The sequence below is a fragment of the Actinomadura fibrosa genome, from assembly GCF_900659615.1.
Classification (GTDB): domain Bacteria; phylum Actinomycetota; class Actinomycetes; order Streptosporangiales; family Streptosporangiaceae; genus Spirillospora; species Spirillospora fibrosa.
This window is the reverse complement of the sequence record NZ_CAACUY010000236.1, coordinates 1-13,256: the sequence shown is the minus strand read 5'-3', so window position 1 is coordinate 13,256 and position 13,256 is coordinate 1. Positions and strand designations below refer to the sequence as shown.

Annotated in this window: 12 protein-coding genes; 3 read left to right on the top strand and 9 right to left on the bottom strand. The window is 72.3% G+C overall.

From position 1 onward, the window contains the following. Positions 1–405: 405 nt before the first annotated feature. A complete protein-coding gene (locus tag E1300_RS40400; RefSeq protein ID WP_131762570.1) occupies positions 406–1,191 on the top strand; it encodes a PP2C family protein-serine/threonine phosphatase in 786 nt (261 codons plus the stop codon). A gap of 101 nt (positions 1,192–1,292) precedes the next feature. Here the strand turns inward: E1300_RS40400 and E1300_RS40395 are convergent, their stop codons facing one another. The 4 genes from E1300_RS40395 to E1300_RS40380 all read right to left on the bottom strand — a co-directional run bounded on the left by E1300_RS40395 (position 1,293) and on the right by E1300_RS40380 (position 4,218). Beyond that, positions 1,293–1,733 (bottom strand): hypothetical protein, encoded by a 441-nt coding sequence (locus E1300_RS40395; protein WP_131762569.1) that lies wholly within the window; start codon positions 1,731–1,733, stop codon positions 1,293–1,295. A gap of 145 nt (positions 1,734–1,878) precedes the next feature. Further along, positions 1,879–2,571, bottom strand: a complete 693-nt coding sequence (locus E1300_RS40390; protein ID WP_131762568.1) for a hypothetical protein — start codon at positions 2,569–2,571, stop codon at positions 1,879–1,881. Positions 2,572–2,623: 52 nt separating this feature from the next. After that, on the bottom strand, positions 2,624–3,556 hold the full coding sequence (locus E1300_RS40385) for an AAA family ATPase (RefSeq protein ID WP_207400235.1): 933 nt from the start codon (positions 3,554–3,556) through the stop codon (positions 2,624–2,626). After that, positions 3,478–4,218, bottom strand: a complete 741-nt coding sequence (locus tag E1300_RS40380) for a maleylpyruvate isomerase family mycothiol-dependent enzyme (RefSeq protein ID WP_165503212.1) — start codon at positions 4,216–4,218, stop codon at positions 3,478–3,480. Before E1300_RS40380 ends, E1300_RS40385 begins: the two co-directional genes overlap by 79 nt. A 195-nt stretch (positions 4,219–4,413) precedes the next feature. Here E1300_RS40380 and lon point away from each other — a divergent pair, with 195 nt between their 5' ends. Further along, the gene (gene lon, locus E1300_RS40375; protein ID WP_131762566.1) at positions 4,414–6,810 is read left to right on the top strand and encodes an endopeptidase La; all 2,397 of its coding nucleotides are present in this window, start codon (positions 4,414–4,416) and stop codon (positions 6,808–6,810) included. A 51-nt stretch (positions 6,811–6,861) separates the two neighbouring features. Here lon and E1300_RS40370 read toward each other — a convergent pair whose 3' ends face one another. Beyond that, entirely contained in the window at positions 6,862–8,517 is a 1,656-nt protein-coding gene (locus E1300_RS40370; RefSeq protein ID WP_131762565.1) for a GMC oxidoreductase, read from the bottom strand. Between the two features lie 318 nt (positions 8,518–8,835). On the opposite strand from E1300_RS40370, the gene E1300_RS40365 reads away from it, so the two are divergent. Further along, positions 8,836–9,267, top strand: a complete 432-nt coding sequence (locus tag E1300_RS40365; RefSeq protein ID WP_242619697.1) for a VanZ family protein — start codon at positions 8,836–8,838, stop codon at positions 9,265–9,267. On the opposite strand, the gene E1300_RS40360 is transcribed toward E1300_RS40365, so the two are convergent. The 4 genes from E1300_RS40360 to E1300_RS40345 are packed head-to-tail and all read right to left on the bottom strand — an operon-like array spanning position 9,219 to position 12,906. Beyond that, positions 9,219–10,259, bottom strand: coding sequence for a DUF418 domain-containing protein (locus tag E1300_RS40360; protein WP_131762564.1), 1,041 nt, complete (start codon positions 10,257–10,259; stop codon positions 9,219–9,221). The two genes, E1300_RS40365 and E1300_RS40360, sit on opposite strands and share 49 nt — an antisense overlap. Positions 10,260–10,275: 16 nt before the next feature. After that, the gene (locus E1300_RS40355; protein WP_242619696.1) at positions 10,276–11,034 is read right to left on the bottom strand and encodes a GntR family transcriptional regulator; all 759 of its coding nucleotides are present in this window, start codon (positions 11,032–11,034) and stop codon (positions 10,276–10,278) included. Between the two features lie 7 nt (positions 11,035–11,041). Then, positions 11,042–11,386 (bottom strand): UTRA domain-containing protein, encoded by a 345-nt coding sequence (locus tag E1300_RS40350; RefSeq protein ID WP_242619699.1) that lies wholly within the window; start codon positions 11,384–11,386, stop codon positions 11,042–11,044. Between the two features lie 8 nt (positions 11,387–11,394). Next, entirely contained in the window at positions 11,395–12,906 is a 1,512-nt protein-coding gene (locus E1300_RS40345) for a nitroreductase family deazaflavin-dependent oxidoreductase (protein WP_131762563.1), read from the bottom strand. Positions 12,907–13,256 lie beyond the last annotated feature (350 nt).

Genomic DNA, 13,256 nt, shown 5'->3' with positions numbered 1-13,256 from the left:
AGGGCGGCCGGTCCGGTACGGCCGAGGGCCCGAGGTGTGTCGCCGGGCGCCGGCCACGCCGCGCGCGCCGGGGGACGGGACGCGCGGCGGCGGAACGGGCCGGGAACGCCCTCGGCCGTACGGACCGGGCGGAGAGGGGGGCGGTTCGCCGGTGCGTTGGGGCGTTGTGCACGCGCTGTGAACGTCATCCGACCCTCCTCTCGTGACGGCAATTCCCGGACCTGCGTCTTTGCCGTCCACAGGCCCTGCCGTTCACCGTGTGTCACGATGTCGTTGCGGTAAGTACCCCCGCGTCATGCGGGCGTAAACCGGGGGCGGCGCAAAGAATCGTGATCACCCAGAGGTCTTTGCCTCCGCATTGCCGAAGGCTCCGCGCCGGGGGCCTGGCCTAAGCTCGGACCCGCGATGGCGGAGACGATCTGCGTGCGGTGCCGCGGGACCGTGGCTCCGGACGGCCACTGCTGGGACTGCGGCGCCTCCCAGCCGTCCTTCCGCTCCCATGTCGAGCTCGCGGCGGGCGCCGCCGCCGGGGTCAGCGATCGCGGCCACCGCCGCGCCGTCAACGCGGACGCGATGGCGCTGGCCGTGTCCGGTCCGTGGACGATCGGTGTGGTCTGCGACGGCGTCTCGATGTCCCCTCGCGCGGAGCGCGCCGCCCAGGTCGCGGCCGACACCGCCCTGGCCGTCCTCACCGGGCGCCTCGCGGCGGGCGTGCTGCCCGAGACCGCGCTCGACAAGGCCGCCGTCCGCGCGGGCGCCGCGGTCGCCGCCCTGGCCGCGTCCGTGCACGCCGCTCCCGCCTGCACTTACGTCGCCGGGATCACCGGCCCGGACGGCGTCTGGACGAGCTGGGTGGGCGACAGCCGCGCCTACTGGCTCCCTGACGAGGGCACCGCGATGGCGCTCACCGAGGACGACACCGGCGCCCACGAGGCCCTCGCCGCCTGGCTCGGCGCGGACGCGGGGGAGCCGGAACCGCGCGGGCGCAGCTACCGCCCGTCCGTCCCGGGACGCCTGCTGCTGTGCACGGACGGGCTCTGGCGCTACCTGCCCGGCGCCGCGTCCCTGCGGGAGTCCCTTGCCGGGCGTGCCGGCGAGGACCCGCTCGACGGCGCCCGGCGGCTCGTCCGCCATGCCCTCGACGCGGGCGGGCACGACAACGTCACGGCCATGCTCCTCGCCGTCCGCTGAGACGGCGAAGCCGCCCGGCCGGCGACCGGGCGGCTTCGCGGGGAGGAGCGGTGGCCGCACCTCGCTCATCGCCGGACGCGCGGCGCCCGGCGGGACGCGGCTCAGGCGCCGCCGGCCCCGAGGATGATCTCGTAGTGCGCGGCGTCCCGCGACCGCTGGGTCACGCAGACCCAGAACGTCCCCGGCTCGGACGGGTCACCGGACGGGACGACCGGGTTGAAGGAGTCGGCGTGCGCGGTCTGCACGACGGTGCCCTGGGTGAAGAACGTGGCGGACGGGTCGCCGCGGCGGAGCTGCCAGTCGACGGCGACGCCGTTGCCCTGGCCGTCGTTGGCCGAGCCGTTCCCGACGACGAGGTCGCTGGTCCCGGCGGACAGCGGCCCGACGCACGCGAGGCTGTCCCGGGCGATGTCGCCCTGGCCGACGAGCTGGCTGATCGGCGCGGCGGCGCCCGCGGCGCCCGGAACGAGCGAGAGACCGGCCACCAGTGCCACTCCCGCCGCGACGACCGGCGCGGTTCGACGCATCACTTGCCTGTTCATGCGGATCCTCTCCACAGACGGTGGGAAGAGGAGCCCGCACGCCCCCCGCTTTCATGGAGAGCACGTCCCGGCGAGGGATTCGGTTCAAGCCGTCCGGCAGGGACTCGGAGAAGTCCGCGGGACGGCGGCCGGTCGTGACGGATCGTCAGAGGTGGCGGGCGCAGTACTCGATGCTGAGGTCGCCGAAGGTTTGGAAGGACGCGCGGCCCTCGCCGCGCGGACAGGAGTCGCCGAGGATGCGCGCCGCGTACCCGGTGATCTTGTACTTGGCGTAGCCGCTCGCGCATGCCACCTCCGTGACCGGCGTGGACGCGTCCGCGTCGATGCAGTCGCCGATCCGGATCACGCCGCCGCCCGCGCCGGGCCTGCCGGGGTGCGACCCGCGGAGGTTGCGCAGGCACACGTACCCGGCGGGCGCATCCAAGGGGGAGTCGGGCGATGCCGTCGACGTCCCGGACGCCGAGTAGACGGTCAGCGGGTAATCGGTGTCCGTCGGGCAATAGCGTTGTGCCGAGTCGGGGAGGGTGCCGCCCCGCCGTCCCACGCCCAGGACCTTGACGACCGCGTCGGGTGCGTCGCATCTCGTCTCTACGGGCTGTCCGGCGCCGCTGACGCAGTCGCCCTTCTTGAGGCCCCGCAGGACGTCCTCGGAGATCTCGAGATCGGACCCGTCCCTGGCCGGGGTCGGCGACGGTGAGGCACTCGTGGGCGTCGGGGTGCCGGGAGCCGTCCCGGACGGCGAGGGCTTCGCGGCTCGATGCTCATCACCGGAGCAGGCCCCCGCGAGCAACGCGGCGAGCAGGACGGTCGATAGCGGCCACTGTGATACCGGGGGCATGGACGACCTCCAAGCCGGATCAGCCCCCCGATGATTGCCTCACCGCCGCGCGTCACCAACCCCGCTGACCGCTTCCGGACTCCGCTCCCGCCGCGCTCGCCCGATGCCCTTCCGCGAGGACGGACGTCCGGGACGGCGGGAACCTGAGGACCGGTAGCGCTACCTCCGCCTCACACTCGGGATGGCCGCACTCGCAGGCGAAGGAACGCACCGCGTCCTCGATCCTCACGCGATTCCACGGCCGGCTATAGAAGGCGTGGTATCGCTCCACATCCGCCAGATTCGCCCACCGGAGCAGTTCGCGGCGCTCCTGGACGGTCCGCGCTCTGGGCCCTTCAGCCAGTTCCTTGGCGAAGAACCTCTCGACTTCGGCGACGGTCTGCTCGACGGTCAGGTCGTCCACGACGAGCCGGGGCGCATCGCTTTCGTCCAGCTCCGCAGCGATCTCCTCACCCATCTTCAGGTAGACCTCGGGCACCCCGCGGGCGCCGCGGCGCGCTCCGAGCCTCGCCCGCCGCACGCGCGGTGAGGGCAGCAGCCACACCGCGCGGCTCCCCGGCGGGAGCATGCCGGGCAGGACCTGCGTCCCCTCGGCGACGATCAAGGGGGACGCCGGCAGGGCGCGGAGATCGTCGATGGTCATCGGGCCGCGCTCGCGCTGCAAGGTCATCGCCAGCCGGTCCTCGACGGGCGCGGCCCTGAGCTGCTCGCGCGTCAGCGCCTCGAACCGGACGGCCGCCGGGACGCCGTCCCGCACCGCCCGCTCCCGGTGCTCCCAGCTGTGCGCGTCGGACGCGTACCGGCGCAGGCCGTGACGCCGCGCCAGCCGCCGGGCGACGGTCGTCTTGCCCGCACCGGGTGGCCCGCCGATCCACAGGACGTGTTCGAGCAGCGCACCCCTCCTCGTCAGTAGAGAAACGGCGGGGCCGGGAGCACGCCGCCGTCGGCGTCGAGGTCCGCGCCCGCCGATCGTCCCATGAGCCATGCGAGCAGCGAGGCCTGCCGCCCCCGGACGACCGGGCCGCCGCCTGGAATGTCGTACCGCGCGCCAGTGTCCGTGGCATGGATCCGCATGGCGGGTGCGTCCTCGCGGGCGCTGAAGGCCGCCGTCACGATGGCGAGCTGGTCGGCGACGAAGTCGGCGGGCCAGTCGGCGGGGGTGAAGCCGACGCCCAGGTCGACGTGGTGGACGAGCACCTCGCAGAGCCGCGCGTCCGCGATGCGATGAGCGGGACGTCGCTTCCCAGTGGTCCACTCGACGGTGCGCTGCCAGGCGTGGGCGGGCATTCGCGCGTAGGCGTCCGCGAACCGCCCGGCACTGATACGGACGTCGGCGACCAGTTCGGCCGCGCCGCGTCCGGCGCCGTCCTCGATCTCCGCCGCCCGGGTCGCCAGGCTCGCGTACTCCCGCGCGGGCTCTCCCGTCCGGGCCCAGGTCAGCAGCCGGGTGCCGCCGTCGGCGTTGCGGGCCACATGGGTCAGCACGTGCCCCCGCGTCCAGCCCGGCAGCAGCGACGGCACGCGCATGTCGCCGTCGCCGAGCCCGTCGACGCCGCTGATCAGCCGATCGGTCGCGGCGATGATCTTGCAGAGCAGCGCACCAGGCTCGAATCCCGCGACCGTGCACTCATTCTCATCGGCAGGCATGTTCGCGCCGTCTTCCGGGTTGACGGTCACGTGCGGGCCGGAGAGTCGGCGGGCGTGATCGCTGAGAGCGAACGTTGCTGAGGAAACAAAATCCTGCTCCGTTTTCTTGAGTGTGTATGACTCAACTTGGAGTTGGGTCCCCGGGCGACCGGGCGGCCTCGCGAGGGGCCGGAGAAGCATGGACTGGAGTTGAGCATGAGCGAGACCCTGACGCTGCCGGTGCTGCCCCTGGACGACGGAGCCGTTCTGCCGGGCATGGTGGTGCCCCTCGACCTGTCCGAGAGCGGCGAGGTCCGGGCGGCGATCGAGGCGGCGCGGGCGGTGGCCCGGTCGCAGGGACCCGGCATCCGGTCGGCGGGAAAGCCGCGGGTGCTGCTGGTGCCGCGGCTGAACGGGCAGTACGCCGCCGTGGGCACGCTGGGCGTCATCGAGCAGGAGGGACGGCTGCCGGGCGGTGAGCCGGGCGCGGTCGTCCGCGGCGTGTCCCGCGTGCGGATCGGGCAGGGGACGACCGGGCCGGGCGCGGCGCTGTGGGTCGAGGGCACCGTGATCGAGGTGCCGCCGGCGTCCGGGCGCGCGCACGAGCTGGCCAAGGAGTACAAGGGCCTGGTCAGCGCGATCCTGCAGAAGCGCGGCGCGTGGCAGGTCGTGGACGTGGTGCAGCAGATCGACGACCCGTCCACCCTGGCGGACAACGCCGGGTACGCCCCCTACCTGTCGGACGAGCAGAAGATCGAGGTGCTGGAGACGCCGGACGTCGTCGAGCGCCTCACCCTCGTGATCGGCTGGGCGCGCGACCACCTGGCCGAGCTGGACGTGGCGGAGACGATCCGCAAGGACGTCCAGGAGGGCATGGAGAAGACGCAGCGGGAGTTCCTGCTGCGGCAGCAGCAGGAGGCCATCCGCAAGGAGCTGGCCGAGCTGAACGGCGACCCGGCGGACGAGGAGGACGACTACCGCGCCCGCATCGAGGCCGCCGACCTGCCCGAGAAGGTGCGGGAGGCGGCGCTCAAGGAGGTCGACAAGCTGGAGCGGTCGTCCGACGCCTCGCCCGAGGGCGGCTGGATCCGCACCTGGCTGGACACCGTCCTCGACATCCCGTGGAACGAGCGGACCGAGGACGCCTACGACATCGCGGGCGCCCGGGAGATCCTGGACGCCGACCACGCCGGCCTCGACGACGTGAAGGAGCGGATCGTCGAGTACCTGGCCGTGCGCAAGCGGCGCGCGGACCGCGGGCTCGGCGTCGTCGGCGGGCGGCGCAGCGGCGCCGTGCTGGCGCTGACCGGCCCTCCCGGAGTCGGCAAGACCTCCCTCGGCGAGTCGGTCGCGCGGGCCATGGGCCGCAAGTTCGTCCGGGTCGCGCTCGGCGGCGTCCGGGACGAGGCGGAGATCCGCGGGCACCGGCGCACCTACGTCGGCGCCCTGCCGGGACGCATCGTGCGGGCCATCCGCGAGGCGGGCTCGATGAACCCGGTCGTCCTGCTGGACGAGGTCGACAAGGTCGGCGCGGACTACCGGGGCGACCCGACCGCGGCGCTGCTGGAGGTCCTCGACCCCGAGCAGAACCACACGTTCCGGGACCACTACCTGGAGGTCGAGCTCGACCTGAGCGACGTGCTGTTCCTCGCGACCGCGAACGTCGTCGAGGCCATCCCCGGGCCGCTGCTCGACCGGATGGAGCTCGTCCAGCTCGACGGGTACACCGAGGACGAGAAGGTCACGATCGCCCGCGACCACCTGCTGCCGCGCCAGCTGGAGAAGGCGGGGCTGGAGGCGTCCGAGGTCGGCTTCGGCGACGACGCGCTGCGGCTGCTCGCGGCCGAGTACACCCGCGAGGCGGGCGTCCGGTCGCTGGACCGGTCGATCGCGCGGGTGCTGCGCAAGGTCGCCGCGAACGTCGCGCTGGAGAAGGCGGAACTGCCCGTCCAGATCGGCGCGGACGACCTGAAGGACTACCTGGGGCGGCCCCGGTTCACCCCGGAGGTCGAGCTCAGCAGGTCCGAGCGGCGGACGGGCGTGCCGGGCGTCGCGACGGGCCTCGCGGTCACCGGCGCGGGCGGCGACGTCCTCTACATCGAGGCGTCGCTGGCCGACAAGGAGACCGGCGACACCGGCGTGACGCTCACCGGGCAGCTCGGCGACGTCATGAAGGAGTCGGCGCGGATCGCGCTCAGCTACCTGCGCTCGCGCGGGGCGGAGCTCGAACTGCCGGTCGGCGACCTGAAGGACCGCGGCGTACACGTCCACGTGCCCGCCGGCGCGATCCCGAAGGACGGCCCGAGCGCGGGCATCACGATGACGACGGCCCTCGCGTCCCTGCTGTCGGGGCGGCCGGTCCGGTCGGACGTCGCGATGACCGGCGAGGTGTCGCTGACCGGGCGGGTGCTGCCGATCGGCGGGCTGAAGCAGAAGCTGCTGGCCGCGAGCCGCCTCGGCATCACGACCGCGATCGTCCCGAAGCGCAACGAGCCGGACCTGGAGGACGTCCCGGCCGAGGTGCTGGAGAACATGACGGTCTTCGCGGTCAGCGACGTCCGCGAGGTGCTGGAGCTGGCGCTGGAGCCCGCCACCACCCCCGTGGCCGTCTGACGGCCTGAAGGCGAGGCGGGCCGCCCCGGGCGGGGGGCGGCCCGCCTTCTCTCATGCCAGGTCCGTGACGATGATCTTCTCGATGTTCCGCTCGGCGAGGGCCGTGATGGTCACGAACGGGTTGACGCCGATGCTGCCCGGGACCAGCGACCCGTCCACGACGTAGAGGCCGGGGTAGCCGGGCAGCCGCCCGTAGCCGTCGGTGGCCCTGCCGAGGACGCAGCCGCCGAGCGGGTGGTAGACGAAGTCGTCGCCCCACGTCTTGTAGGTGCCGAACATGTCGGTCCGGTAGATGGTGGCCGCCTTCGCGTTGATGGCGTCGAACACCCGCTTCGCCGCGTCGATGGACGGCTGCGTCCACGACGCCTGCCAGGACAGGTCCACCTTGCCGGTACTCGTGTTGAACGTGAACTTCGCCCGGTTCGGGTTCTTCGTGATCGCCAGGTAGAGGCTGATCCACAGCTCGGTCCCGGCGGGGAACGGCGCGATCTCGGCGAAGACGGGACCGGCCGCGTCATTCCAGTTGTCGATCCCCATCGCGGGCATCGTGGACTGGTCGGCGCCCGTCGTGTCCCAGATGTGGTTGGCCCGCGCGACCATGACGTTGCCGTTGTTGCCCCACCCGTCGCCGACCGCGCCCGGCAGGTTCGGCAGCTTCCCCCGCGCCTTTATGGCCACCAGGAGCTTGCTCGTCCCGACACTGCCCGCCGCGAAGAACACACGGTCGGCCGTGACGGTCTTACGCGCGACCGTGTTCCCCGCCGTGTCGATCTGCGTCATCTCCACCGTGTAACCGCTACCTGAGGCCGGGGCAACGGACGTGACGGTGTGCAGGGGCGAGATGGTCAATCGCCCGGTCGCCGAGGCCGCCGCCAGGTAGGTCTTGTCCAGCGACCGCTTCCCGTAGTTGTTGCCGTAGATGACCTCACTCGCCAGGGCGGACTTGGTCTTCGTCCCGGCGTCCTCCTGCTTCATGTAAGCGAAGTCGTAGACGTTAGGGACGAACGTGGTCGAGTACCCGGCCGCTTGAGCGCTGGCCCGTCCGACCCTGGCGAACCGGTACCACTTCGTGGACTCGAACCACGTCTGGTCGATCGTGTTCACACCCAGCCCCGCGTTGGCCCGGGGGAAGTACTTCGCGTACATCTCGTCGGCGTTCACCGACGGGAGCACCTCCTGGAAGTAGGCGCGCTTCGGCGTGACGGCCATCCCGCCGTTCACCAGCGAGCCGCCGCCGACACCGCGTCCCTGGTAGACGCGCGTGGCCGCGAACTGCTCCGAGTCGAGGACGCCCGCGTACCGGGCGATGTCCTTGTTCGCGTCGAACCCGAGGAAGTAGTTGACCGGCTGGTCGGTCCGGTCACGGAACCAGAAGGACCGCCCGTCCGGCTTCAGCACCGAGCAGAACACCTTGCCGTCCGACCCGGGCGTCGTCCAGCTCTGCCCCATCTCCACGACATGGGTGGCGATCCCCGCCTGCGTGAGCCGCAGCGCCGCGACCGCGCCCCCGTACCCGCTGCCGATGACCAGCGCCGGAACGCGGTCGCCGTCCGCGATGACCTTGGACGGCGCCGCCGCCGACGCCGTCCGCCACGACGGCAGTGCGAGCGCGCCCAGCGCCACACCCGTCCCGGTCAGCAACCGCCGCCTCGTGATTCCCGTGCCGAGTTCCGAATCGTGGGCAAGCTCGCCCGAAGGAGTGACCATGGCGCAACCTCTCCCGCTGAGGACGTTCCGGAAGGGAGCCTCGCGCCGGGCACCCGCGATCGGTGTGACCCCGATCACGCCCGAATCGTGCGCTTGCTTGGTTCGCCTGTCAACGTCCGGATCCGGCCGGATGGAGCGCCCGGCGGCCCCCGTTCCGCGTCCGCCGGTATTCGGACGACACCTAACCGAGGGCGGCCACCGACGAAATCCGTGAACTCTCAACCGGCGTGCATAGTCCCGCCGGAAGCGGGGATCCAGCGCACCGTGTTGGTGGAGATGTGGCAGCCGGCCGCTACCGGCGAACGAACCCCGTGGTACGTGATCCTGCTCCGTGTGGTCGCGGTGACCATCGCCGTCGCCGCCCTCGCGGTCTTCGTCTATATAGCGTTCAAACTGACGCTGACGCCCGTGAACGACAACGGCCAGGCCGGCGGCAACACCGACCCGGGCCATTCCCTCCGCTTCTACGCCGACCAGCCGGCGAAGGACGCCGCCCTCCAGATCGGCGGCAACCTCGCGCTGCTCGCCCCGCTCGGCGTCCTGCTCCCCATCGTCTGGCGCACCCTCCGCGGCCCGCTCCGCCTCGCCCTCGTCGCGGGCATGTTCTCGCTGGCGATCGAGATCACCCAGGGCATGTTCGTGATGGGCCGCGCGTTCGACATCGACGACGTCATCCTGAACGTCGCCGGCGTGGTCATCGCCTACTTCCTGCTGGGCCGCCGCCTGTCCAGGACGGTCCGCGGCACCTGAGCCCCTCCTCCGGACGCGTCCGGCTCCCCGGGCGCGTCCGGACGGCCACGCCGCATCGGCACCGGCCTCCACCAGGTCAGCGACCGCCAGACCCACTCCAGTGGCCCATACCGCGCATAACGCGACCACACCCAGGCCAGCACCGCCTCCACGGCGAAGACCCCGGCACCGATCACGACGGCCGGCCCGTCACCCGGCTCCACGAGACGCCCGACGCCGAGGATCATCACCGTGGCGCCGACGTAGCCGGACAGGGCCATTCGCCCGACGGGCGCGAGCCCTGCGAGAAACCTCCGGGCGTCCGTGCGCAACAGCACCACGACGCCGAACATGTACGCCGCGGCCGTCGCGACACCCGCACCCGCCGCCAACACCGACGCGGCCGGAGCGCCCGCGCCGACCTGCCACACGTCCAGCACAAGAGCGGCTAGTACGCAGGCCCCGAGCCCGAGGCCCGTCGCGGCATCGAGCAGCCTCCGAACGCCGTACCGCTCGGCGGCCAACCCGAGCAGAAAGATGCCTGGAATCAGCGCGACCCCGCCGTGCACGGCCACCCCCGCCGCCACCCCGAGCACGCCCAGCGAGAACACGACCGCCGTAGGTGCGAACGACGCGGGCAGCAGCACGGCGATCCCGACGACGGCGTACGTCAGCAGCACCTCGTCGGGATAGAGCAGCCGATGTAGGGCACCGAACGGCACCAGGAACCCGAGCCGCGCGAGCATCACCACCCGCGGCCGCCGGACCCTTGTCTCGGCTACGCGCAGGAACAGCCCAAAGCTGACGCCGAACAGGAAGGAGAAGATTGGAAAGAACCGCTGATGCAACAACGTCTCGTAAGCCCAGTAAGCGGCCCCGCTCCGGTGCTCACCGGCGGCGACGGGCGTCCCCAGCAGGTCCACGGCGTTCACCATGCAGATGCCGAGCAGCGCCACCGCGCGCAGCACGTCCACCTCGACGACGCGCCCTGCCTCGCCCCTCCCAGCCCTCAACGTTCCCGACGTCCTCTCAGAGGACGGTGTACTGCTGCTCGTACAGATGCCCCGCCTTGGCGATGACAGTGACCTCGATGGGACGGTCATCGTTCGTCCGCACGACGCGGAAGACCCGCAGAACCGGAAGGTCGCTGGGCAATCGGAGGGCCTCGTACTGCTCCTGCGTCGGCACCCGCGCGGACACCAGATCGACGGCGCTGCGCGGAGCGAAGCCCATCTCTGCCAGGAGCGTCGGAGTACCGCCCCGAATGCGTACGCACTCCGCGAGTGGCGTGCCATGCGCAATGTCGAGCGGATAGTACGAGGCGACGAGTTCCGCTGGCTCGTCGTCCAGCGTGAGGATCTGGCTTCGCAGGATCGCCGTCTCGCCAGGGGCGAGCCCGAGGGCGTTCGCGACGTCCGCAGGCGGTGCCTCCTCGCGGACGTCGAGCAACCGACTCCCGGCCGTCAGCCCGCGTTCGGCTGCGTGTGCGATCCAGCGATAGGGGTGGCCCGGTTCGGCGGGCTGCATGTACTCGCTGGGATACATGGTGCGCTGCCGATGTTCCCGGACGCGGACGCTCGCCCCGGCACGTCCGACGACCAGGCCCTCGTCCTTGAGGATCCGCAGGGCCTTCTGCACGGTCGCGTTCGAGGCGCCGAACCGTTCCGTGAGCTTGGCGGTGGACGGGAGGGCCGTCCCGGCCGCGAGGTCGCCCGACATGATCTCGTCCCGCAGATCGGCGGCGATCCGCTGATGCAGCGGACGCGTGTCGATGTCGCGTGAGGTCACGGGCGCCTCAGCCGATCGCCAGTTCGTAGCGATGCCGTCCGTGCGGCTTGACCATCACGTCCCCCTGAATCGGACGGTCGTCCGCGTCGAGGGTGAGCCGGGTCAGCACCAGCACGGGGACCGGTGTCTCCAGGACGAGCACGTCCGCCTCCTCGGGCGTCGGCATACGGGCACTCACATCCTCCCGGACGCGCCGCGCCGCATGCCCGAGCTCGGCGAGGTACGTGACGGCACCACCACGGATCTTGGACGGCTCCGCCAGCCGCGTCCCGCGCGCGATCGAGGCCGGATAGTAAGTCCGCACGAGCTCGACAGGCCGTTCCTCGGAGCCGCGCGGCGGTTCGAGGTGGATGGAGGGGGTTAGTGGGGGGTTAGGCGGAAGATGCGTAGTTGGCGGTCTACGCGTTCCACGTAGCGGTCGTAGACGGGCCAGACCTTGATGAGGCGCGGCCAGATCTCGGTGCGTTCGGCGTCGTCGAGGAGGCGGGCGGTGACCGGGACGGTGCGGCCGCGGAAGCTGACCTCGGCGTCGGGGTTCTTGATGAGGTTGCCGGTCCAGGCGGGGTGCTTCTCGCGGCCGAAGTTGGAGCCGACGACGACCCAGCTGCCGTCCGGTTCGGGGAGGCAGGCGAGGGGGGCTTGGCGTGGACGGCCGCTGACGGCGCCCGTGGTCGTCAGGACCAGGCTGGGGACGAGGGCCTGGCCGAGGAGGAAGCGGCCGCCGGTGGCCTTGTGCAGCGCGCGGTCCAGCGGCGGGACGACCTTCGGGCCGACCTTGGAGAACCACGGGGCGCCGGAGATCCGCTGGAAGAGCGGGCCCAGGGTGCGCTGCGTGCGACTCGGCATCTGCTGCTCCTTGGTGATGAGCCGTCCGGCTCGGCGGGGATTCAGGTGGCCGCTCTCGGCCAGCCAGCGCAGCCCGTCGGAGATCGTCTCCTCGATCGGGCGCGGGGTGAGGGCCAGCGCGTCCAAAATCGGGCGGTCGTCGGTCGGAACGAGCGTGACCATGAACTCGGCGGCGTCGCGGGTCAGCGGGTAGTCGAAGGGGCGGACGCGCTTGGCGGCGTCCAGGGCCGAGCCGAGGGCGAGCATCACGCCGCTCGGCACCGGGACGCGGCGGCAGCGGACGCCGGTGAGGCGGTCGCAGAGGTCCGCGCACTCGCGCCAGGTGAGGTAGTGGCCGCCGAGGGTCCAGCGGTTCGCGCCCCGGGGGGTGCCGGCGGCGCGGGCGAGGGCGTCGGCGAGGTCGCGGACGTCGATGACGGAGACGCCGCCGCCCGGGATCGGCCACAGCTTGCCGAGCGCGGCGGCGAGGCCCTCCATCAGCGCGTCCAGGGACGGCTGGTGGGGGCCGCAGACGCCGCCCGGGTACACGATCGTGACGGGGGCGCCGTCGTCCTGGAGGCCGCGGACGTAGCGTTCGGCGGCCAGCTTGGAGCGGCCGTAGTCGGTGCGGGGGCTGGCGAGGGGGGCGTCCGCCGTGATGACCGGTCCGGACGGCGGGACGAACACCGCGACCGTCGACACGTGGACCACGGGGTCGAGGCCGCGCTCGACGGCGCCGCCGACGACGTTGCGGGTGCCGGTGACGTTGACCTCGACGAGGTCGCCGGCGGCGCCGGTCACGCCGATGGCGGCCGCGGCGTGGACGCAGGAGTCGCAGCCGTCGAGGGCCGCGGCGACGCTCTCCGGGTCCAGCATGTCGCCGATGACCAGCTCTACTTCTTCGACGGCGACGCCGATGGCGCGCAGGATCCACGCCGCCTTCACCGGGTCGCGGACCAGGGCGCGCGGACGGTGCCCGGCGGCCAGGAGGGCGCGGACGGTGTAGGAGCCGACGAACCCGGAGGCGCCGGTGACGAGGACCCGCATAATGGACAAACTAGCGCTTGGTCAGGGCGGTGCGACAGTCTTTCACGATCGGAGTCCCCACAGTAGACCCGCCGGTTTCGGACGGCCGGTAAGCGGGTGCGCGCGTGCCCGGGGCGTTGACGCTCATGGAACGCTCCAGCACACTCGGGGGCTCACCTGACCGCTGACCGGGAGGGGAACCATGAGGATCGGACTGGCCGGCGCGGGGCGCATCGGAGCGCGCCACGCCGCCGCGCTGTACGGCCTGCCGGAGGTGGAGGCGCTGGTCATCGCGGACGCGGACCCGTCGCGCGCCCGCGAGCTGGCCGGCCGCCTCGCCGCGGGATGCGTCCGGCGGCGCCGGGGTCACC